18 protein-coding genes and 1 riboswitch are annotated in these 21,112 nt (G+C 64.6%); of the genes, 11 read left to right on the top strand and 7 right to left on the bottom strand.

Features of this window, described 5'->3' with window-relative positions; translation table 11 throughout:
* Positions 1 to 35 precede the first annotated feature (35 nt).
* The 3 genes from OSH12_RS02720 to OSH12_RS02730 all read right to left on the bottom strand — a co-directional run bounded on the left by OSH12_RS02720 (position 36) and on the right by OSH12_RS02730 (position 4,125).
* A complete protein-coding gene (locus tag OSH12_RS02720; RefSeq protein WP_266341962.1) occupies positions 36 to 1,043 on the bottom strand; it encodes a sugar ABC transporter substrate-binding protein in 1,008 nt (335 codons plus the stop codon).
* Between the two features lie 455 nt (positions 1,044 to 1,498).
* Entirely contained in the window at positions 1,499 to 2,896 is a 1,398-nt protein-coding gene (locus OSH12_RS02725; RefSeq protein WP_266341963.1) for an LLM class flavin-dependent oxidoreductase, read from the bottom strand.
* 11 nt (positions 2,897 to 2,907) lie between these two features.
* Positions 2,908 to 4,125, bottom strand: coding sequence for an SfnB family sulfur acquisition oxidoreductase (locus OSH12_RS02730; RefSeq protein ID WP_266341964.1), 1,218 nt, complete (start codon positions 4,123 to 4,125; stop codon positions 2,908 to 2,910).
* Between the two features lie 222 nt (positions 4,126 to 4,347).
* On the opposite strand from OSH12_RS02730, the gene ssuD reads away from it, so the two are divergent.
* Both ssuD and OSH12_RS02740 read left to right on the top strand, forming a co-directional pair.
* Entirely contained in the window at positions 4,348 to 5,508 is a 1,161-nt protein-coding gene (gene ssuD, locus OSH12_RS02735; RefSeq protein WP_266341965.1) for an FMNH2-dependent alkanesulfonate monooxygenase, read from the top strand.
* Between the two features lie 10 nt (positions 5,509 to 5,518).
* Positions 5,519 to 6,910 (top strand): FAD/NAD(P)-binding protein, encoded by a 1,392-nt coding sequence (locus OSH12_RS02740; protein WP_266341966.1) that lies wholly within the window; start codon positions 5,519 to 5,521, stop codon positions 6,908 to 6,910.
* A 55-nt stretch (positions 6,911 to 6,965) separates the two neighbouring features.
* Here the strand turns inward: OSH12_RS02740 and OSH12_RS02745 are convergent, their stop codons facing one another.
* From OSH12_RS02745 to OSH12_RS02760, 4 genes are all read right to left on the bottom strand, one after another.
* Complete coding sequence (locus tag OSH12_RS02745) at positions 6,966 to 7,748, bottom strand: ATP-binding cassette domain-containing protein (protein ID WP_266341967.1); 783 nt, start codon at positions 7,746 to 7,748, stop codon at positions 6,966 to 6,968.
* 14 nt (positions 7,749 to 7,762) lie between these two features.
* On the bottom strand, positions 7,763 to 8,773 hold the full coding sequence (locus tag OSH12_RS02750; RefSeq protein ID WP_266341968.1) for an ABC transporter permease: 1,011 nt from the start codon (positions 8,771 to 8,773) through the stop codon (positions 7,763 to 7,765).
* Entirely contained in the window at positions 8,764 to 9,744 is a 981-nt protein-coding gene (locus OSH12_RS02755) for a substrate-binding domain-containing protein (protein ID WP_266341969.1), read from the bottom strand. The genes OSH12_RS02750 and OSH12_RS02755 overlap by 10 nt, the downstream gene beginning before the upstream one ends.
* 397 nt (positions 9,745 to 10,141) lie before the next feature.
* Positions 10,142 to 10,705: a flavin reductase family protein gene (locus OSH12_RS02760; RefSeq protein ID WP_380223820.1), complete on the bottom strand. Its 564-nt coding sequence runs from the start codon at positions 10,703 to 10,705 to the stop codon at positions 10,142 to 10,144.
* A gap of 613 nt (positions 10,706 to 11,318) precedes the next feature.
* Positions 11,319 to 11,538, top strand: a riboswitch (cobalamin riboswitch).
* A 112-nt stretch (positions 11,539 to 11,650) separates the two neighbouring features.
* On the opposite strand from OSH12_RS02760, the gene OSH12_RS02765 reads away from it, so the two are divergent.
* From OSH12_RS02765 to nikE, 9 genes are all read left to right on the top strand, one after another.
* Entirely contained in the window at positions 11,651 to 12,439 is a 789-nt protein-coding gene (locus OSH12_RS02765) for a (2Fe-2S) ferredoxin domain-containing protein (RefSeq protein ID WP_266341970.1), read from the top strand.
* A gap of 32 nt (positions 12,440 to 12,471) precedes the next feature.
* The gene (locus OSH12_RS02770) at positions 12,472 to 13,968 is read left to right on the top strand and encodes an ABC transporter substrate-binding protein (RefSeq protein ID WP_266341971.1); all 1,497 of its coding nucleotides are present in this window, start codon (positions 12,472 to 12,474) and stop codon (positions 13,966 to 13,968) included.
* Positions 13,969 to 13,979: 11 nt separating this feature from the next.
* Positions 13,980 to 14,897, top strand: coding sequence for an ABC transporter permease (locus OSH12_RS02775; RefSeq protein ID WP_266341972.1), 918 nt, complete (start codon positions 13,980 to 13,982; stop codon positions 14,895 to 14,897).
* Positions 14,898 to 14,938: 41 nt separating this feature from the next.
* Positions 14,939 to 15,658 carry an ABC transporter permease gene (locus OSH12_RS02780; RefSeq protein WP_266342434.1) on the top strand — a complete coding sequence of 240 codons (720 nt, stop codon included), beginning with the start codon at positions 14,939 to 14,941 and terminating at the stop codon, positions 15,656 to 15,658.
* 258 nt (positions 15,659 to 15,916) lie between these two features.
* Entirely contained in the window at positions 15,917 to 17,485 is a 1,569-nt protein-coding gene (gene nikA / locus OSH12_RS02785; protein ID WP_266341973.1) for a nickel ABC transporter substrate-binding protein, read from the top strand.
* Between the two features lie 8 nt (positions 17,486 to 17,493).
* Positions 17,494 to 18,438 carry a nickel ABC transporter permease subunit NikB gene (gene nikB / locus OSH12_RS02790; protein WP_266341974.1) on the top strand — a complete coding sequence of 315 codons (945 nt, stop codon included), beginning with the start codon at positions 17,494 to 17,496 and terminating at the stop codon, positions 18,436 to 18,438.
* Positions 18,435 to 19,313 carry a nickel ABC transporter permease subunit NikC gene (nikC, locus tag OSH12_RS02795; protein WP_380223814.1) on the top strand — a complete coding sequence of 293 codons (879 nt, stop codon included), beginning with the start codon at positions 18,435 to 18,437 and terminating at the stop codon, positions 19,311 to 19,313. Before nikB ends, nikC begins: the two co-directional genes overlap by 4 nt.
* The gene (locus tag OSH12_RS02800) at positions 19,310 to 20,089 is read left to right on the top strand and encodes a nickel import ATP-binding protein NikD (protein WP_380223812.1); all 780 of its coding nucleotides are present in this window, start codon (positions 19,310 to 19,312) and stop codon (positions 20,087 to 20,089) included. Before nikC ends, OSH12_RS02800 begins: the two co-directional genes overlap by 4 nt.
* Positions 20,086 to 20,892, top strand: a complete 807-nt coding sequence (gene nikE, locus OSH12_RS02805) for a nickel import ATP-binding protein NikE (RefSeq protein ID WP_266341975.1) — start codon at positions 20,086 to 20,088, stop codon at positions 20,890 to 20,892. Before OSH12_RS02800 ends, nikE begins: the two co-directional genes overlap by 4 nt.
* Positions 20,893 to 21,112: the final 220 nt, after the last annotated feature.

The following is a 21,112-nucleotide window of genomic DNA, read 5'->3' on the forward strand; positions in this document are numbered from 1 at the left end:
CAGGCTCCGCGCCGGGGTTGTGGTAGGGATGTGGCCTAGTTGATCGTGCCGTAGCCGAGCTGCTTGTAGACGCGCTTGGCTTCTTCAGGCCCGTCGACCGGGATGACCGGAACGAAGGTCTGCGACAGCAGCTTTTCACCGGCGAAGTGGCGCGCGACATTCTCGGCCGCCGTCTTGCCGATCAGGTAGGGCTGCTGGGCGATGTTGGCGACGAAGGGGCTGTCCTTCTCGGCGATGATCTCGAGCGTTTCCGGCCCGGCGTCCACTGCCGTCACCACGACGTCGCCGGCGCGGCCGGCTTCCTCAATGGCCTGGACGACGCCGATCGCCGGCTGGTCCCAGCAGGCGACGTGGATCGCGTCGAGCGTGCCCTTCGGGTGCTGTTCCAGCAGCGCCAGAGTCTGCTTGCGCGCGTCTTCAGGCGAGTTGGCGAAGACCTCGGCAAGTTCGGGCTTGATGATCTCGATCTCGGGGAAATCCTCGAGCACGTACTTCCAGAGGTCGTAGCGGACGCCGCAGAACTGCAGCGAGCCGGAGAAGGCGTTGAAGACCGCAACCTTGCCCTTGCCGCCAATCGCCTTGGCGAGAAGGATGCCGATCTGCGAGCCTGTAAAGTAATTGTCGGATGCTGTGTTGTTGACGGCTTCGGGAGAAAGGTGATCGACAGTAAATACCGGGATGCCGGCCGCCTTGAGCGCCTTCAGCTTGGGATCAACCGAAGCATCGCCAAGAATGGTGATGACGGCATCGACCTTTCGGGTGATGAAGACGTCATGGTTGTTGGCGTGGACCTGGTTGTCGCGACCGCCATCGGTCGGAACCACGGTGCCGCCCAGCTTCTCGATTTCCTCCGTCGCGCCTTTGAAGGCCTCGCGGTCCCAGAAATGCTGGGTGCCGACGACGGCGACGCCGATGGTCTTGCCAGCTAGGCTCAGATCCTGAGCACTGGCGGCCCCCGCCGCCAGTGCCAGGAGTGAAATGCCGCCGATCAAGCCGCCCGCAAGCGTTCGACCGAGCGTGGATACGAAACTGGATTGGGTCATAAGAAAGTCCTGAAAATTGGTTGTTGGTGCAAACTCGGTCCACCGCGGGAGGGGGCGCCCCTAGCCCCCCCCCGGTCCCATGCGTACAAGCTCTATGGATTTAGTCGTATTTTGAAGGCAGGCTGTTCTACGGATCCGCGGTAGAGGGGAAAATTCATCAGAAATGCGCCCGGCGCCGCCACGGCCGGATATTGGCGAAGAGCGGAACAGCGTCTGCCGGGTCGGGCGCGGAGCGCAGCGGAACCGCAGGCCAGCCTCAGTTACCGGCCGATGGAAACCCTCGGTCATCATTCTGAGGTGCCCGGCAAAGCCGGGCCTCGAAGGCGGGTTCAGTGAACCGTCGACTCCTCGCCTTTGTGACGTCCCGTTCAAGTCGGATTGCCCGCTGGATCCTCCTTCGAGGCTTCGCTGACGCGAAGCACCTCAGGATGATGGCGGAGCGGGGTCTATCCGCCCTAAAGGTTCAGAACGGCCGGCTCCGCGAGAGCGGCGAGGTCGCGATAGCGCGTGCCGGGATGGGGTGCCGCGAGTCGCGGCCCCTTGCCAAACAGCTTCTCGCGCAGCGTGCCAGGACGGTATTCCGTCTTGAACACGCCGCGCTTCTGCAACTCCGGCACCAGCAGGTCCACGACATCCTCGAAGGTTTCCGGCGTCACCGCATAGGCGAGGTTGAAGCCGTCGACATCGGTATCCTCGACCCATTCCTGCAACAGGTCGGCGACGGTCTCCGGCGAGCCGACGAAGAGTGGGCCGAAGCCGCCAATGCCCACCCATTCCGCCATTTCGCGCACCGTCCACTCCTTGCCGGGGTCAATGGTGGTGAAGGTCTCGACGGCGGATTGCACCGCGTCGGTCTTGCGGTGGCGTAACACTTCGTCGGGCTGGAACTGGCTGAAATCGATGCCGGTCCAGCCCGAGATCAGGGTCAGCGCGCCCTCATAGGAAACGTAGCGGCGGTATTCGTCGAACTTGCGCTTCGCCTCGGCATCGGTCTCGCCGACGATGACCGTCTGCAGGTTGAAGACCAGCACATCGCGCGGGTTGCGACCGGCGCGTGCGGCTGCCTCGCGGACATTGGAAACGTACTTCTTCAGCACCGCCTTGGATGGCGCGGCGACGAAGACGCATTCGGCGTTGGCGCCGGCAAAATCCTTGCCGCGGCTGGAAGCGCCGGCCTGATAGAGCACGGGCGTCCGCTGCGGCGACGGCTCGCTCAGATGGATGCCGGGCACCTTGAAAAACGGGCCATCATGCCGGATCGGGTGCACCTTGTCGGGGTGGGTGAAGATGCCGGCCTCGCGGTCGCGGACGACAGCGCCTTCCTCCCAGCTTCCCTCCCACAGCTTGTAGCAGACGGCGAGATAGTCCTCGGCGAGGTCGTAGCGGTCGTCATGCCGGGTCTGCGCCGGCATGCCGATATTGAGCGCACCGGAGTTCAGATAGGAGGTGACGATGTTCCAGCCGACCCGGCCCTTGGTCAGGTGGTCGAGCGTCGAAAGGCGGCGTGCAAAGGTGTAGGGATGCTCGAAGGAGAGCGACGCGGTCAGCCCGAAACCGAGGTTTTCAGTGAGGTGGGCCATGGTCGGGATCAGCTGCAGCGGATCGTTGACGGGCACCTGCGCCGAATTGCGCAATGCCGATTCCGTGTTGCCGCCATAGACGTCGTAGACGCCGAGCACGTCGGCGATGAACAGGCCGTCGATCTTGCCGCGTTCCAGCGTTTTCGCCAGATTCACCCAGTAGTCCAGGTCCTTGTAATTCGCGGATTTGTCTCGCGGATGGCGCCAGAGGCCGGGCGATTGATGGCCGACGCAGTTCATGTCGAAGGCGTTGAGGCGGATTTCGCGGGTCATGAAAATGCCTCCTACAGGGCGCCGTTGCGCGGCGGCGCAACCTGGTTGAGCACCCAATTGCCGACGACGTGGTACTTCCAGCGCACGGGGTCGTGTAGCGTATGGGTGCGGGCGTTGCGCCAGTGGCGATCGAGGTTTTCCTCGATCAGCGTCGAGCGCGTGCCGGAGAGTTCGAACAGCGTGTTGGTGGCAGCTAGCGCCACTTCCGTGGTCAGAACCTTGGCGCCAGCCACCGCGATGGTGGCGGCGATCACGTCGGGTTCGGCCAGCGAATGGCGGGCGATGTCGACCAACCGACCGGATTCGGCCAGCAGCGCGGTCGCGGCATCGAGGCGGATCGCCAGGCTGCCGACGATCGAGATGGTCAGCGGATCGTCCGAGGCGCGATCGACGCCGGCATCGCTCCAGGGGCGAGCCCGGTTGCGCACGAAATCCAACGTTTCCGCGAAAGCGGCGCGCGCGATACCAAGATCGATGCCGGCATGGATGACCTGCCCGAGCGAGCCGATCGTGGTCGGGCGGGCGAAGCCCTGATGGTGCTCGACGACGCTCTCGGCCTCGACGCGGACATTGTCGATGATGGTGGTTCCGCTGCCCGTCGTGCGCTGGCCAAAGCCGCTCCAGTCGTCGACGAGCGTCAGCCCTTCCGTGTCGTGCGGCAGGAAGGACATGGTGATCTTTCCGGCCGGGTCGTTGGCGAACACGACGATCCAATCGGCGAACAGCACACCGGTCGAATAATATTTGCGTCCGTTGATGCGATGGCCGTCGCCGTCCGGCGTGATCGTGGTGTTGAGCTGAGACACCGTCTTGGTGCCGATTTCCGACAGCGCGTTGCCGAACTGGTCGCCTGCCAGGGCGCGCTCGAAGAAGAAGCGCTTCTGCGCCTCCGTGCCGTCGACGCGTAGCGCCTCGAGAATGTAGAAATGGTTCTGCGGGATCTGGCCGATTGAGCTGTCTGCCTCGGCCAGGATCGCCGACACCTCGCCCAAGGTCGATGCCGAGACGTCGATGCCGCCATATTCGCGCGGGACCGTGATGGCGAGCAGGCCGGACGCGGCGAGTGCTTCCAGTTCGGCCCAGGGCAATTGCCGGTCGCGGTCGCGCTGCGACGCGCCGGGCGCAAATTCGGTGGCAAGCGCGCGGGCAACGTCCAGCGCTTCCTGATCGCTTTCGATCCGTTTCGCTGGCGAGGCGTCCGATAGGGCGGATGTGGCGGTGAGCGACATGCGGAAATCCTGACTGGATGGACATCGACGCGCCGAGCGAGCCTGCGCGCATTGCTGTCAAATTTCGCCGCCGAAGACGTTTGCGAGAAGACATCGAATTTCTATATTTAATAGATATTTGACAATTGTTTCCTTTTATTTCGATATGACGACCAATAAGTTACCGTGTCTTTTCAGAAAATTGGAAAGGCCTAAATAATAGTATTTGTATTGGAGATATACATGAGTGCGGACGTTCCCGAGCGCATCAAGGTTCTCTGGTTCCTTCCCACCCATGGGGACAGTCGCTATCTCGGCACGGCGGTTGGAGGGAGGTCAGTCGATCTGCCCTATCTGACCCAGATCGCACAGGCGGCGGACTCACTCGGATTCTACGGGGCGCTGCTGCCGACGGGGCGCAGTTGCGAGGATAGCTGGGTCATCGCATCGGCTCTTACGCCCTTGACCCAGCGCCTGCGCTTCCTGGTGGCGGTGCGGCCGGGCCTGCAGTCACCGACGCTTGCTGCGCGCATGACGGCAACGCTCGACCGGATTTCGGGCGGCCGGCTGCTCATCAATGTTGTGACCGGTGGTGATCCGCAGGAAAACAAGGGTGATGGCATTTTCCTGAGCCATGCCGATCGCTACGCCGTCACTCGCGAGTTCCTCGATATCTACAAGGCGGTTCTGCGCGGCGAGACGGTCGAGCATGAGGGGCCGCATTTCCATATCGAGGACGGCCGCCTGCTGTTTCCGCCCGTCCAGACGCCCTATCCGCCGCTCTATTTCGGCGGGTCGTCGGTCGAGGCGAACGATGTGGCGGCCGAGCAGATCGACAAATACCTGACCTGGGGCGAGCCGCCGGCGCAGGTGGCGCAGAAGCTCGACACGGTGCGGCGTCTCGCCGAGGCGAAGGGGCGGGATGTCAGCTTCGGCATTCGCTTGCATGTGATTGTCCGCGAAACCACCGAGAAGGCCTGGGCGGCAGCCGACGACCTGATCCGATATCTCGATGATGATACAATTGCCGCGGCGCAGAAGGTGTTTGCGCGGATGGATTCAGAAGGGCAGGCCCGGATGAGCCGGCTGCATGGTGGCCGACGCGACAAGCTGGAAGTGTCGCCCAATCTCTGGGCCGGCGTCGGTCTCGTTCGTGGCGGCGCCGGCACGGCGCTTGTCGGCGACCCCGATACGGTAGCGGAGCGCATTGACGAATATCGGCGCCTCGGCATCGATACCTTCATCTTCTCCGGCTATCCGCATCTGGAAGAAGCCTATCGCTTCGGCGAACTGGTGCTTCCGAACCTGCCGCTCGATCACCCGATCCCGTCGCGTAGCAACGCCGTGAACACCGGTCCGTTCGGCGAAACAATCGCCGGCGATCATCGGCCTGCAGCCCGATGAGTGCCTGTTCATGACGGGCCGCAGAAAGCCGCCGACAGTCGCTGTTGTCGGTGGTGGCTTTACCGGGGCGGCAGTGGCGTACCATCTCGCGGCAAGCCGCTTGCCTGGATTGGGGCTGATCACCGTCGTCGAACCGCGCTCGCTGCTCGGCGCCGGCCTCGCTTATTCCACGGTTGACGCCGCACATCGGATCAATGTTCCCGCGGCCAAGATGAGCCTGATCTCGGAACAGCCGGGCCATTTCGCGGAATGGCTCGACCGCACGGGGGCGGCGGACAAGGATGCGGAGACTGCCGAAGGCCAGGTCTTCCCGCAACGTCGCATATTCGGCTTCTATGTCGACGCGACGCTTCTGCCGCTGGTTGGAGAGGGCTTGATCCGTCACAGCCAGACCCGCGCCACCGCCATTGAAAGACAGGGAAAGCGCTTCCGGATAAGCTTGGAAGACGGAACCGCGCTCACTGTCGATGTCGTCGTGCTCACCACAACGCATCCCGCGCCGTCCGTGCCGGGGCCCTTGCAGTCGCTGATCGGCCGGAAGGGGTTCATTGCCAACGCCTATGCCCCGGATGCGATCGTTGACGTCGGACCAAAGGACCGGGTCCTGATCGTCGGCAACGGCCTGACGTCGGCGGACATCGCCGCCGCCCTTGACGTGCGCGGGCATACCGGGCCGATCACGTCCCTGTCTCGCCACGGCCTGCGTTCGAAAGGGCACGCTCCTGTGCCTGCCGACCCGCGCGGAGATTTCACCACGGCGCCCGCCCGAACCGCGCTGGATCTGCTGGCGCATGTCCGAGCCGAGTTGAAGGCGGGCCATGAGGTCGGCGAAAGCTGGCACCCGGTCTTCGACGCGTTGCGCAATCAGGGTGGGGCCATCTGGGCGGGGCTTACGCCGGTGGAGCGCCGGCGTTTCGTCAGGCACCTGCGGGTCCTCTGGGACATTCACCGTTTCCGTATCGCGCCGCAGGTCGAATCCGTGCTCGAAAGGCGGATTGCCGGAGGGAAGCTCGAGATCCTGGCCGGCTCCGTGGTGGCGGCGAGCCGTGAGGCTCGATCCTTTGCCATCGATATCCGCCCACGCTCGAAGCGTACCGTCCTTCGCGAGCGCTATGATGCGGTCGTCGTCGCGACTGGTCCGGCCCATGCGGCGGTCGTGAACGAGAATCTGGCGGTCGCCTCCCTGCATGCTGCAGGGCTCGTGCACCTCGACGAGTTCGGATTGGGATTATCCGTTAATCGCGACGCCCTCGCTCTCGATGCGGCCGGCTTGCCGGTGGCCGGGCTCTATGTTGCAGGACCTCTGGCGCGTGGAACTTTCGGGGAGTTGATGGGGTTGCTGGAAGTGACCCGCCATGCCGAATTTGTCGCCGCCCAAATCGCCCACGGCATCACAGGGTGAAGTGTGGGCGAGACGTCGATTTCGGTGTCTCGCTCCCTAAATGTGGTCGGTCGGCTCAGGCGGCGATCTCGTCGATCCCCGTCATGACGCCGACGACCTCGCGCAGGGTCGTCTCCGCCGGCGCGACGACGGCGGCCCGGCGTCCGTGCCGATGGATGTGGATGCGGTCGGCGATCTCCAGCACCTGCGGCAGGTTGTGGCTGATCAGCGCGACGCTGACGCCATTGTCGCGAATGCGGCGGATCAAGTCGATGACAACCGCCGTTTCCCGCACGCCGAGCGCTGCCGTCGGCTCGTCCAGCACCAGCACGCGCGCGCCAAACGCCATGCCGCGTGCGATCGCGACCGCCTGTCGCTGGCCGCCGGAAAGCTTTCGCACCGGCGTTGTCAGCGAGACATTGCCGAGGCCCAGTCGCGCCAGCTGCTCGCCGGCGACGTTCGCCATCGCCGCGCGATCGAGCGTCCGTAGGACGCGGCCGCTGAAGGAGGGTTTGCGGATCTCGCGCCCGAGAAACAGGTTGCTGACCAGATCGAGTTCGCCGGAGAGCGCGAGATCCTGATGCACGACACCGATGCCGGCGCCTAGGATCTGGGTCGGATCGGTGAGCCGCACCGGAATTCCGTCGATATAGATCTGGCCGGAATCGGGCACCGTCGCTCCGGTCAGCGACTTGATCAGCGTCGATTTGCCGGCGCCATTGTCGCCGACCACGGCAAGAATCTCGCCCTGGCGCAGATCGAAATCGGCCCCGCGCATCGCCTCGACGGCGCCATAGGTCTTGGTCAGGGCGCGCGCGGCAAGGATGGTTCCGGCGGGGATCGCGGGGCTGCTGGTCATGTCGATTTCCCGGCTCACGTCGATCTCCGGCGCGAATACTGGTCGAGCGAAACGGTGGCAACGATCAGGATGCCGGTGATGATGTCCTGGAACAGGCTGTCGATGCCGGCCAGCGTCAGCCCGTTGCGCAGCACGCCGACGATGAGCGCGCCGATCAGGGTGCCGAGCACCTTGCCGCGTCCGCCAAAGAAGCTGGTGCCGCCAAGGACGACGGCGGTGATGCTTTGCAGCGCGATGTTCGCCATGGCGTTCGGATCGGCGCTTGGAATCCGTCCCAGCGAAAGCCAGGCGCCGACGCCGTAGAGCAGGCCGGCGACTGCATAGACGCCGATCAGCGTGCGCTCGACCCGGACACCGGCGACCCGCGCCGCGTCGGGATTGTCGCCGACGGCATAGATGTGCTTGCCCCAGGCGGTGTTGCCGAGGATGTGGGCGAAAAGGGCATAGGCGGCGAGGAGGGTCGGGATGCCCCAGCTGACAAACACGCCGCCGATGCTGACGCCCTGGCCGAGCAGGGTCAGAAAACCCTTCGGGATCGTCTGGCTGCGCGAGCCGGAGAGCAGATAGGAGACGGCCGTCAGCACGGTGAAGGCGCCGAGCGTGACGATGAAAGGCGGCAGTCGAACTTTTGCCACCAGCCAGCCGTTCAGCGTCGAGGCGGTGATGGCGAGCGTCACGGCCAACAACAGCGCCAGTTCTTCCGGCACGCCGCCGACTGCGAGCTTGGCAGCCAGGATGGTGGCCAGCACGGTGATCGCACCCAGCGCCAGATCGACGCCAGCGGTCAGGATGATCAACGTCTGCCCGAGCGCCAGCATACCCAGCACCAGGGTTTGCTGCAGCACGAGCGAGACGTTGGTTGCCGTGAGAAAACGGTCGGAGGCGAAGGAGAAGACGATGATCAGTAGGAGCAGCGCCAGGGCGGGCCCGACAAGCGGATGACCGCGCAGGGATTTTCCCCACGCGGCCAGCCGGCTTTCATCTGCCTTCGCCGCCACGTCCGGGCGGGCGGGGACTACCAGCAATTCTTCAGGCCCCAGGCGGAGTTCTGCGAGGCGATGCCTTCGAACGGCTTGTCGGTCACCAGCACGGCGCCACTGTCGATGAAGCCGCTCGGCTTGGTGCCGGTCTTGGCGTAGTCGACGATCGCCTGCACGCCGAGCTCGGCCATCTTGCCGGGGAACTGGACCACGGTGGCGCCGACCTGGCCATCGGCCACCGCCTTGATGCCGTCGCAGCTGCCGTCGATCGAGCCGATCGCGACCTTGCCGGCGAGGCCGAGGGCGGAGGTCACGGCATGGGCGGAGACCGCCGCCGGCTCATAGACGGTGTAGACGGCGTTGATGGTAGGATCCTTCTGGAAGAAGTTCTCCAGCGCCGTCTGGGCTTCCGCCTGGTTGGAGATGTTCTGCTGGGCGATGATCTCGGGCGCACCCTCCTGGAGGCCGAAACCTTTCAGGAAGCCGTCATGGCGCTCGCGCGTCGAGACGGTGCCGCGCGTGCCGTCGACCAGCGCGACACGCGGCGCGGTATCGCCGAGCGCGGCGCGGACCCACTGGCCCTGCAGCACGCCGGCCTGCAGGTTGTCGGTGGCGAAGGTGGCGTCGACGGCGCTGTCGGGCGAGACGCGGCCATCGAGCGCGATCACCAGAATGCCGGCGGCGCGGGCCTTGGCGATGGCGTCGTTCAGCGCCTCGGCGTCGCTCGGCGTCACCAGGATGCCCTTGACGCCGAGCGCCGTCAGATCCTCGATCGCGGCGACCTGGCCGGCGGCGTCGTCATGCGTCTTGCCAGTGATGGCGACGATCTCGGCGCCGGCCGTCTTGGCATAGGCCTGCGCATCCTCGCGCAGCTTGACGAAGAAGGGATTGCTGTCGGTTCGCGTCACCAGGCCGATCTTGACGGCATCGTCCGCTGCGAAGGCGCTGGTCGACAGCATGGCGATCGCGACGAGGGCGAGCGAGGAGGCGTTGAATTTCAGGCGCATGGTTTTCATTAGCTTCTTATGGAGGCGCTATCTGCGTTCAGGAACGCGCAAAGACGTTCAAGGCGCAGATAGTCTCATTGAATAGGGTCGATGAATCGGGAAATATTCAAATAGATATGAACATCTATTCGTGCAAACATTGTGATTATCGATAATATTTAGGAAAGAAAGCGCGTTTTATATTTAAGGTGATCAATAGAAAAAACTTGAATGGCCGTTGCGTTATTTTCGCAGTCTCGCCGACAGGGGGGCTCGCGGCAGGCGTCACTGCCGTGGCTAGTCAGACGCAATCGATGGCGATTGTGCTGCGCGACAGGAGGGCTCACGCGGATACCTCCATCGGCTCCGCTTGCGGCCGCATTTGCAATGTCGGCGTAATGAAAGCGATGACGCTCGCCTTCAGCCCTTAGCGGCCGCCTGTCGGCGCTGTCTGGTTTGACAATTGGCGATAGCCGCCGTGCCAGTAGAGCAGGGGCTGGGCTTCCGCGCGTGTGGTGATGGCGCGCACCCTTCCGATCAGGATCGAATGGGAATGGCGTTCGATCGCCTCTTCCAGTTCGCAATCAAGCGCGGTCAGTGCGTCGACAAGGGCGAGGCTGCCGGTGGCAAGCTTCTGCCACGACGCGCCCTCATAGCGGTCAGGCCCCTTGACGCCCCCTCGGCCGGCAAAGTTGTCCGCGACATGCTGCTGGTCGTCGGCCAGCACGTTCACGCAAAAACTCTGGTAGCGCTGGATTGCCGGCCAGGAGGACGAGGAACGGTTGAGCGAGACGATGATCGACGGCTGATCTGCCGAAAGCGAGGAAACCGACGTCGCGGTGAAGCCCGTCAGTTCAGGCCCTTGTCCCACTGTGATGACACTGACGGCGCCCGCCAGAAACCGCATGGAGTTCTTGAAGGCCGCGGTTTCCACATGGGGCTGGAAGTTGTCGGGGATCGCCGTGTGGTCATAGACTGCGGCAAGGGACATGGTTTTCTCCATGGGGGACGTTAGTTTGCTGGATAGGCAACACGCGGCGCGCCGCCGAACGGCAGTGGTTCGCGGGCATGAGTCTTCACGCGATAAGGCGGAGCCACGCGTTCACGAATCTGGCGTTGTCGGAGGATCGCGGTCGCGTAGTTCATGCGCACATTGCAGCATGAGCGACCTATGAAAAACGAGGTCGAGACTATCCCGATTGCCACGCCACGAGGACTTTCCTTGCTGGAAGCGGGGTCGCAGGGAGAAGAAAAAACCTACAGACGATTTAGTCTATAATTTTGGTCGCCTTTTTAATTTAGGCGAACGCCGAAGCCATGGACTCCCTCTTGGCGCGGTGGCGGAGCAGGGGGCACGACGTTCCGAACAGTCCAACGTGTCAGGGTTGAAGGGTAGGTCGCCGCAGCGACTTGGTGCTGGATCGAGACTGGCAGTGCTGGATCCCGGTCTTGGCCCGGGCGATTGCCTCATGCGTCTTCGATGGTTCCTGCACGTCGTTGATGTGGGCGCCAAGCGGGTCGCGTCTGACCTGCGTCGTTTGGATCTTGAGCCTGTGCAGCATGGCTTGCGGCACGTCTTGCTTGACGCGTCCGGACGGGTTCCCTACCACTGCCTCCGTCATGGTTCTCCGGTCCGTCGAAGCGGCGCTGGGGCTAAGAGGGAATTAGGTGCGTCTGCTTCTGGCAGGCAATACCGGAGCTGCCCCCGCAACTGTAAGCGGCGAGTCCAGGTCCAACGAGTGCCACTGAAGCCGAAGCTTCGGGAAGGCCGAACCTGGGTGACGACCCGCGAGCCAGGAGACCTGCCCTGACCGGTTGCAATTCCTTGGGCGGGGTGTCCTGAAGGAACGGTTGGCTGGTCTCGACGGGCGTTTGCGCCGTCTATCCAATCATTCGTCCTTTTCCGACGCTTCGCCCGTTCCGCGGGGACTCGGACATGCTGGATCTCAAAGCCAAGCCTTCGGGCTCGAAGCCGCCTGGGCGTGCTGTCCTGTTGCTGGCAAAGTCTGCCTTCGCGGCGGCACCGATGCAGGAAATGCAGCGTCTGACCGAGCGCATCCAGCGACAGCGTGGTTCCGACGAGCATGTCGTCTTCGCGTTCTCCGAACAGGGTACGCCCGCCCTGCGCGATGTGATGCTGGAGCTTCGCGATGCCGGTTTTCGCGAGATCGTCATCGTGCCGCTGTTGATCCCGCTCGAGCCAAGCTTCCGTCTCTGGCTGGGCCGGACGCTGCAGCGCTGGCTGCGGGATGCCCCCGGCGTCTGGCCGCCGATCCGCATTTCCGCGCCACCGGAAGAGTCGCCAGGGCTGCATGACCTCGTCGGTGCGCTGATCGACGGCTGTTCGACGCAGCCTACCATGGCCATGCCCGACAGGCCGCTGCCCGACGCATCGCTGGTCCCTGCGCAGAAGCGTCGCGTCCTGGTCTGCCAAGGTGGCCCTTGCAACGCGGCGGGCGCCGACGTGATCTGGGGCCATCTCCGCAGCGAGCAGGAGCGCCGCAAGCTGCGCAACGTCGGCGATGGCGTGATGACCGCCAAGTCGACCTGCCTCGGTCCCTGCAATCTCGCGCCAGTGCTGCAGGTGTTTCCCGAAGGGACCTACTACGGCGGCGTCACCGAGGCCGGCATCGACTGCATCATCGATGAGCACCTGCTGGGTGGCCGCATTGTCGCCGCGCTCGCCTATGAGCCGACCGGCCGCAAACAGTTGCTGCGCTCTTAGTCCCTATTCTCCCATTTCAGAAAGACCTTCTCATGAAGACCATGCTTCGCGCCTTGCGGACGTCTGCGGTGCTGCTCGCGTCAGTGGCTGGTTTCGCAACCGTCGCTCATGCGGCCGATCCGTTGCGGGTCGGCGCCTCGTTCATTGCCAGCGGGCTTGATCCCACCAAGGGCTCGAACGGCTGGGCATTGGCCAGCCACGGTATCGGCGAGAACCTGTTTTCGGTCGATAAGGACGGCGTGCTCGTTCCGGAGCTTGCCGCGAGTGCCGAGCGCGTCGACAAACTGACATGGCGGGTCAGGCTCAAGCCGGGCCGCCAATTCTCCGATGGAGCGCCAGTATCGGCCGAAGCCGTCAGCGCCGGGCTGGCGCATACGACGGCGAACAACAAGGCGGCGCTCGCCACCGGAGGCAAGCTTGCGTTCCAGGCCGAGGATCCCCTGACAATCAAAGTTACGACCGAGCGGCCAGTGCCCCTCATCCAGGCACTGTTCGCCGAGTGGCCGTTGATCGTCTATGGCCTCAAGGCGGATGGCAGCGCCGTGTTCAGCGGTCCCTATGCCGTCCAATCCTTTAAGCCGGATGCGGAGATCGAGCTCGTCGCCAATCCGCATTTCGACGGCGCGGAGAAGCGCAGCCCCATCACCTACCGCAAATTCGGCGATGCGCAGGCGTTGACACTCGCCCTCGAAGCCGGGGAACTCGACCTTGCCTTCGGTCTGCCGGCCGAGAGCATTGCGCGGCTGAAGAAGGATCCGGACCTTGCCATCAAGTCGTTTCCGGTCGGCTACCAATATCTCGCCTATCTGAACACCCGGAAGCCCGCTCTGACCGATGCCAGGGTCCGCCGCGCCATCGATCTCGCCATCGACCGCAGCCAGCTCGCCACCGCCATCAATGGCGGCCTGCCGGCGACTGGGGCTTATGCTCCGTATTTCCCTTTCGCAGGCAAGGAAACGCGGCCGACCGACGCCGCGAAGGCTGCGGCGTTGCTGGACGCAGCGGGTTGGACGACTGGCGTCGATGGCAAGCGCTCGAAGGAAGGCGCGCCGCTGGAACTGACCGTTCTCGCCTATCCGCAGCGCCCAGACCTCGTTGCCATGTTGCCTGTGGTCAAGGCGCAGCTCGCTCCGCTCGGCATCGCGGTGGAGACGAAGATCGTCGAGAATGCCAACGACGTCGCCGCTTCGGGCGACTATGACGTTTTCCTCTGGGCCCAGCATACGGCACCGAGCGGGGACCCGGCCTTCTTCCTTAACAGCACGTTCAGGACAGGCGCCGGGCTGAACTTCACGGGCTATTCCAGTCCCGATTTCGACGCCATCCTCGACGGCTTCGCAACCGAGAGCGATCCGGCGAAGCGGGCCGACATTGCCGCCCACGCACAGCAGAAGCTGTTCGAGGACGCGCCGGTCTCCTTCCTGCTGTCGCCAGTCTGGCATGTCGGCCTGTCGAAGGCGCTTTCCGGCTACGAGCCCTGGGGCTCCGACTACCATGTGCTGCGCGCCGACATCGGCGAGGCGAACTGAGTGCGACGCCTTTGACGCTTCCCGCCCGGATCACGCTGAGGACGGTCACCAGCTTGCTGGTGATCTCTCTCCTGGCGTTCGCGGTCATATCGGCGATGCCGTCCGACCCCGTCGCCATCGCGATCCGGGCCTGGAACCTGCCGTCGGATGGCGCCACCGTCGCGGGCTTGCGCGCTCAGTGGGAGCTCGACCGGCCGTTCATCGAGCGCTACGGCTCCTGGCTGGCGCGCTTCGTTCGCGGCGATTGGGGCATCTCGTTCCGTACTGGCGAGCCAGTACTCGCCGAATTCCTGCAGCGCCTGCCGCTCACCATGACGATGGCGCTCTCCGGGCTGGCGCTCGCGCCACTTCTCGCCGTGCCGCTCGGCTTTTTTGCCGCGCTGCGTCCAAGCGGATTGATCGACCGCGCGACACGCGGCCTCGCGGTCTTCATCCAGGCCGTGCCGTCGATCTGGCTCGGCCTGATCCTGCTCTATGTCCTAGGTGTGCAACTCCGCTGGATCCGTCCTTTCACGCGCGACTGGACCGGGCTGATCCTGCCCGTGGCGTTGATCGCGCTGCATTCCCTCGCCGTGCTGACCCGAGTCTATCGCCGCGACCTGCTTGAAGTGACCCGGCAGCCCTTCTTCCGCACGGCGCTCGCCAAGGGCCTGACCCGTTCTGCCGCGCTCTGGCGCCATGGCCACGCCCACGCCCTCTACGCCATGATCTCTGCCTTTCGGGCCGAGGCAAGCTGGGCCGTTGGCAGCACGGCCGCGCTGGAGGTGCTGTTCGGTCTTCCTGGCATCGGCCAATTCCTCGTCGAGAGCATCGCGGCGCGCGATTACCCGGTCCTGCAGGCGTATGTGATGGTCGTGGCGGCCTGGCTTCTCGTTCTCAATGCCGGAGTCGCGCTCTGCCTCGGCTGGCTCGGGCCGCGTCCAGCATGAGACGGACGGTCTCTACACTCGCGTTGCTGCTTATCGGCTTGATGCTGATCGGCGCTGTATGGCAGCCCCATGACCCAGACGCGATTGATCTCTCCCTGCGTTTCGCGCCGCCGTCGCTGGATCACTGGCTCGGCACGGATCAACTCGGCCGCGACGTTCTTGCCCGCCTGATGATCGGGGGATGGCGGACGGTCGCAGTGCTTGGCTGCGTCGCGGCGATTGGCATGGTCGGCGGCACGGTGTTCGGCGTTGCTGCGGCCATGCTGGAAGGCTGGCGGGGTGCATTGATCCTGCGAGCGGGCGAGATGTTTATTGTCGTGCCCACGCTGGTCGTCGCTCTGACGGCGGCGGCCGTGTTCGGTCTCAATCCGGTTACGGCCGGCGTGGCAATGGGGCTGGCGGGCATCGGGCCCTACACGCTCTTCGCCCACGCCCTGGCGCGACGGCTCCTGGCCGAACCGTTCGTGCAGGCTGCACGAGCCATGGGGGTTGGCGGATCCGGACTTGTGGTGCGCCATGTGGTGCCGAACATGGCGCCCGTGTTGTTTGCGCATATCGGAGCCAATGCGGGTCTAGCCGTCACCGCCTATGCGGCGCTCGCCTTCCTCGGCCTCGGCGCCGATCCGTCCAGGCCGGATTGGGGGGCGATGCTATTTGAATACCGCATGTTCCTCTTCGATCATCCACTGCTGATGGTCTGGCCGGGGCTCGCCATCGCCATGGTTTCAGCAACGCTGAACGCAGTTTTCGATGCGCACTGAGCCGGATGAAAGCGGCGAGCATGGGGGCGCCGATCCATCGTGGATATGCCAGCGCTCGCCTCACGCTCGGCAGCAGACGCAGTAGCGCCGCATCCAGAGCTTTGTCGCCGCGACGATCGCCTCCTCCGGTTGCCAGACGGGGTTGGAAATTCGGGCTCATCCAAGAGGAGTCTGTGAGTATGAGCTTTTTGACTAGACATCATACGATCCCACCTCCTAGCCTTGTACTCGATGCGAAAATCACTCGGGGGTTGATCGATGCGTGGAGTTCTGGTCGGGGCGCTGCTCGGGATTGCGGCGACTATCGCGCCCGCATCGGGTGTCGTCGCGCAGACACTGAATTTCTCATGGCCAGCCAATGTCGGACCTCTCAACCCGCACGCCTACGCGCCGAGCCAGATGTTCGCGCAGGGTATGGTCTACGAGTCGCTGGTGAAGTATCAGCCCGACGGCACCGTGGCTCCGTGGCTTGCCGCCTCCTGGACCACGTCCGAGGATGGCCGGACCTACACCTTCAAGCTGCGTGATGACGTCACCTTCTCGAACGGCGAGACGTTCGACGCGGCCGCCGTCGTCGCCAACCTCGAAACCGTCATGGCCAACCGGAAGAGTCATGACTGGCTGGAACTCATCAGCCAGTTCCATTCGGTCAAGGCGCTGGCCGATTTCACGGTCGAGCTGCAGCTGAAGGATCCGTATTACCCGCTACTGCAGGAACTGGCGCTGGTTCGGCCCGTCCGTTTCCTCGCGCCGTCGCAGCTTCCGGCCTCCGGCAACACCGAGGAAGGCGTAAAGGCGCCCATTGGCACCGGGCCTTGGAAGCTCGTCGAAACGCGGCTCGGCGAATATGACGTGTTCGAGCGCAACGACAGCTATTGGGGTCAGAAGCCGGCCTACGAGAAGATCGTCGTCAAGGTCATCGCCGACAGCAACACGCGCGCCGTGGCGCTTGAGACGGGCGACATCGACCTGATCTATGGCGACGAGGGGCCTATCACGCCTGACACCTTCGCCCGCCTCAAGGCCCAGGGCTACCAGGGCGAGATCTCGCCGCCGCTCGGAACGCAGGCTATCGCGCTCAACACCAACAAGGCGCCGACGAACGACCTTGCCGTCCGCCAAGCGATCAACCACGCCATAGACAAGGACACGCTTATTTCAACGATCTATCACGGCACCCAGACCCGCGCCGACACCCTGTTCGCGCCGACCGCGCCTTATTCCGATGTGGGGTTGAAGCCCTATGGCTTCGACGCGGCACTTGCGGCGAGCCTGCTCGACAAGGCCGGGTGGACGCTCGCGCCGGGTGCCGACTTCCGCGCCAAGGATGGGCAGCCGCTGCAGATCGACCTCGCCTATATCGGGACGGACGCGGTGATGAAGTCGGTCGCCGAGGTACTGCAGGCCGACCTGGCCAAGGTCGGCATTGAGGCCCGGCTGCTGGGCGAGGAAGCCAACGCCTTTTATGCGCGCCAGACGGACGGCAATTTCGGCATGATCTTCGGCAACACGTGGGGCGCCCCCTACGACCCGCACGCCTTCGTCAGCTCGATGCGCGTTCCCGCTCACGCCGACTACCAGGCGCAACTCGGCCTCCCAGACAAGGCGAAGATCGACGCCGAGATAGGCCAGGCGCTGACCAGCACCGACGAGACGAAGCGCCAGGAACTCTATACCGACATCCTGACACGGCTACACGACGAGGCCGTGTACCTGCCGCTCACCTATTCCACGGCCATGCTGGTCGCGCGGGACAATGTCGGCAATCTCACCTTCGGCGCCACCTCGTTCGACTACCCCTTCGCCGACCTGAAGCCGAAGGACTGAGCCCCGCCATGGCCGGCTTCATCATCCGCAGGTTGCTTCTTCTGATCCCCATCCTGCTTGGCGTTTCCATCTTGATGTTCGTGATCATCCGGATGGCGCCCGGCGATCCTGCCGTGGCTTATCTTAAGCTCTCGAACATACCGCCGACGCCGAGCGCCGTGGCGGAGGCACGCCACACGCTCGGCCTCGACCGGCCCATCCTCTCGCAATATGCAAGCTGGATCGGCAATGCGGTGAAGGGCGACTTCGGCGTCTCGCATGTCACGCGACGCCCGGTCATCGACGACATCATGCACTTCCTGCCGGCGACGCTTCAGCTCGCCGGGGTGGCGCTCCTGTTCACGCTGGTCGTTTCCGTGCCGCTCGGCATCTGGTCGGCGCGTTACAAGGACCGCTGGCCCGACCACCTGGTGCGCGGCTTCGCCTTCGTCGGCGTCTCCACGCCGAGCTTCTGGCTCGGCTTCCTGCTTGTGCTGCTGTTTTCGCTGACGCTCAAATGGCTGCCGCCGATGGGCAAGGGCGGCTGGCAACACATGATCATGCCCGTGCTGGCGGTCTCGTTCATGTCGCTGGCGATCAATGCGCGCCTGCTGCGCGCCAGCATGCTGGAGACGGCGAGCGCCCGCCATGTACTCTATGCGCGGCTCCGCGGCCTCTCCGACCGGCGGGTCGAGCGCTCGCACATCCTGCGCAACGCCATGCTCCCCATCGTGACGGCGACCGGCATGCATGTCGGCGAACTTCTGGGCGGCACGCTGGTGATCGAGAGCGTGTTCGGCTGGCCGGGCATTGGCCGCTATGCGGTCACTGCGATCTACAGCCGCGACTTCCCCGTCATCCAGTGCTTCACCCTGTTCCTGGTGACGATCTTCGTCCTCTGCAACCTGGTGGTCGATATCCTCTATGCGTGGCTGGACCCGCGCATCCGCCTGAACGCGGAGGCAGCCCTGTGACCCTCGCCAGCCTCGATGAACACGCGCCCCGGCGCACGCTCTGGCGCCTGCCGGTTCGAGATACATGGCTGGTGCGCATCGCGCTCGTCATCGTCGTCCTGCTCGCCATTGCCGCCATTGCCGCGCCACTGGTCGCCCCCTACGACCCCAACGCGGTCGAACTGACCCGGCGCCTCCAAGGCCCCAGCCTCGCACATTGGCTCGGCACTGATCATCTCGGCCGCGACGAACTCACTCGGCTGATTTATGGAACGCGGGTTTCGCTGGGCTCGGTAGCGCTCTGCATTGTGCTGATCATGACGCTCGCCATCGCGGTTGGCGGCGCGTCCGGCTATCTGGGCGGGCGCGTCGACCAGGCCGTGATGCGCTTCTGCGACATCTTCCTCGCCTTCCCGACCATCGTCCTCGCGCTGTTCCTGATCGGCATCCTCGGCACGGGCATGGGGAACGTCGTCATCGCCATCGCGCTGTCGCACTTCGCCTGGTACGCCCGCATGGTGCGCGGCCTGGTTCTCTCCTTCCGGCAGCGTGACTTCGTGCTCGCTGCGCGGGCCGCAGGCGCCGGCCGCGTGCGCATATTCTTCGAGCACCTCTTCCCGGCCATCATGGCGCAGATGATCGTGCTCGCCACGCTCGACATCGGCCACATGATGTTGCACGTGGCGGGCCTCTCCTTCCTCGGGCTCGGCGTCCAGACGCCGACCGCCGAATGGGGCGTGATGATCAACGACGCCCGCCAGTTCGTCTGGTCCAACCCGATGCTGATTGTCTGGCCCGGCCTCGCGCTTCTGCTCAGCGTGATGGCGTTCAACATCCTGGGGGATGCGGTGCGCGACCGGCTCGACCCGAGCCTGCACGGAGACCACCAGCATTGACCGGGACGCTCACCATCGAGAACCTCCACATCGCCGCCAGGCATGGCGACCATGACCATGTGCTTGTCGACGGCATCAGCCTGACGATCCGGCGCGGGCGGATCCTCGCCTTGGTCGGTTCCAGCGGATGTGGCAAGTCCATGACCTGCAGCGGCGCGCAGGGCGTGCTGCCGCCCGGCGTGCGCGTCACAGGAGGGCAAGTGCTCTACGATGGCCGTCCCATCGCGCCGGAGAAGTTGCGCGGCCATGTCGTCGCGGCGATCCTGCAGAACCCGCGCTCGGCCTTCAATCCGGTCCTGACCATGGCCAACCACGCCAAGGAGACGCTGCGGGCGGTCGGCAAGCTCGACTCCGGCTGGCGCAGCCGGACTCTTGAGGCCTTCGCGACGGTCGGGCTGGAGGACGGCGAGACGGTGCTGGGGCTGCATCCTTTCGAGATGAGCGGCGGCATGCTGCAGCGGACCATGATCGCCCTGGCGCTTCTGTCGGACGCGCCCTTCCTCTTCGCCGATGAGCCGACCACCGACCTCGACCTCATCGTCCAGGCGCGCATCCTCGACCTGCTCGAAGAGCTTGCCCGCCGCCGCAATCTCGGCGTCCTCATGATCACGCACGACATGGGCGTGGTGGCGCGGCTCGCCGACGAAGTGGCCGTGATGGAGAACGGCCGCATCATCGAGCGGGCGACCACCCGCGATATCTTTGACAATCCGCAGCGCATAGCGACCCGCGAACTGGTCGAAGCCCACATGTCGCTCTATCCGGAGGTTGCATGAGCCCGATCCTGTCCGCACGGTCGCTCTCGAAGGTCTACTCGACCCATTCGCTGGTCGGGCGATCGGCGCCGAAGACCGTGCTCCGCGACGTGTCGCTCGACATCGCGGCCGGCGAGAGCATCGCGCTGCTCGGCCGCAGCGGCTCGGGCAAGAGCACGCTCGGACGCCTGCTGCTCGGCTTCGAGCGGCCGGACGGTGGCAGCGTCGCCTTCGATGGCCATGATCTGCGCGGCCTCTCGGGCGAGGCCTACCGGCACTATCGCCGCTCGGTCCAGGTCGTCTTCCAGGACTCGCTCGGCGCCGTGAATCCGCGCCATACGGTCGGCCGCATCATCGCCGAACCGCTGCGCCACCTGACGACGCTCGGCGCGGACGAGCGCGACCGCAGGGTCCGCTCGCTGTTGATGCAGGTCGGACTCGCGCCGGCCGACGCCCGCAAGTTGCCCACCCAGATGAGCGGCGGCCAGATGCAACGCGTTTGCATCGCCCGCGCCATCGCACCATCACCCCGGCTGCTCGTCCTCGACGAGGCAGTCTCCAATCTCGACCTCATGCTACAGATGCAGATGATCGCGCTTCTTAAGGAGCTGCAGTCGACGCTGAAGATGGCTGTGCTGTTCATCACCCACGACCTGCGGCTGGTGCGCCTGTTCTGCAGTCGCGTCATGGTGCTGGCTGCAGGTCGCATCGAGGAGGACGAGCCGGTCGTGCGGAGCCTGGAACTGCGCTCGGTGGAAGGACGCCTCCTGCAAGGCGCAATCCTGCCGGCACGGCCCGTCCATCGGCCCCTGGAGCCGGTTTAGCTGGCTTCGGCCTGAGGTGCGGGAACTGTTCGGGGGGCTGTCCGGCCGATAGTCTCCCTCGGACCACCGCGAGAGCCGCCGGAGCGCCGTGAAGAATTGCGGCTCCAGCGCGCGGAGAAATCCAGTCCGCCCATCGGCCGACAAGGCTACATCCTCCGACTCATCCCGAGCGAGGATGAAATGTAACATTCGCAGTCGCAAACGTTGCGGGGCAATTGCT

The sequence above is a fragment of the Kaistia terrae genome (assembly GCF_026344005.1).
Taxonomy (GTDB): Bacteria; Pseudomonadota; Alphaproteobacteria; order Rhizobiales; family Kaistiaceae; genus Kaistia; species Kaistia terrae.

Coding starts and splice junctions, on each gene's coding strand:
- OSH12_RS02720 (WP_266341962.1), bottom strand. CDS start 1,043: ATGACCCAATCCAGTTTCGTATCCACGCTCGGTCGAACGCTTGCGGGC.
- OSH12_RS02725 (WP_266341963.1), bottom strand. CDS start 2,896: ATGACCCGCGAAATCCGCCTCAACGCCTTCGACATGAACTGCGTCGGC.
- OSH12_RS02730 (WP_266341964.1), bottom strand. CDS start 4,125: ATGTCGCTCACCGCCACATCCGCCCTATCGGACGCCTCGCCAGCGAAA.
- ssuD (WP_266341965.1), top strand. CDS start 4,348: ATGAGTGCGGACGTTCCCGAGCGCATCAAGGTTCTCTGGTTCCTTCCC.
- OSH12_RS02740 (WP_266341966.1), top strand. CDS start 5,519: ATGACGGGCCGCAGAAAGCCGCCGACAGTCGCTGTTGTCGGTGGTGGC.
- OSH12_RS02745 (WP_266341967.1), bottom strand. CDS start 7,748: ATGACCAGCAGCCCCGCGATCCCCGCCGGAACCATCCTTGCCGCGCGC.
- OSH12_RS02755 (WP_266341969.1), bottom strand. CDS start 9,744: ATGAAAACCATGCGCCTGAAATTCAACGCCTCCTCGCTCGCCCTCGTC.
- OSH12_RS02760 (WP_380223820.1), bottom strand. CDS start 10,705: ATGTCCCTTGCCGCAGTCTATGACCACACGGCGATCCCCGACAACTTC.
- OSH12_RS02765 (WP_266341970.1), top strand. CDS start 11,651: ATGCTGGATCTCAAAGCCAAGCCTTCGGGCTCGAAGCCGCCTGGGCGT.
- OSH12_RS02770 (WP_266341971.1), top strand. CDS start 12,472: ATGAAGACCATGCTTCGCGCCTTGCGGACGTCTGCGGTGCTGCTCGCG.
- OSH12_RS02780 (WP_266342434.1), top strand. CDS start 14,939: ATGCTGATCGGCGCTGTATGGCAGCCCCATGACCCAGACGCGATTGAT.
- nikA (WP_266341973.1), top strand. CDS start 15,917: ATGCGTGGAGTTCTGGTCGGGGCGCTGCTCGGGATTGCGGCGACTATC.
- nikB (WP_266341974.1), top strand. CDS start 17,494: ATGGCCGGCTTCATCATCCGCAGGTTGCTTCTTCTGATCCCCATCCTG.
- nikE (WP_266341975.1), top strand. CDS start 20,086: ATGAGCCCGATCCTGTCCGCACGGTCGCTCTCGAAGGTCTACTCGACC.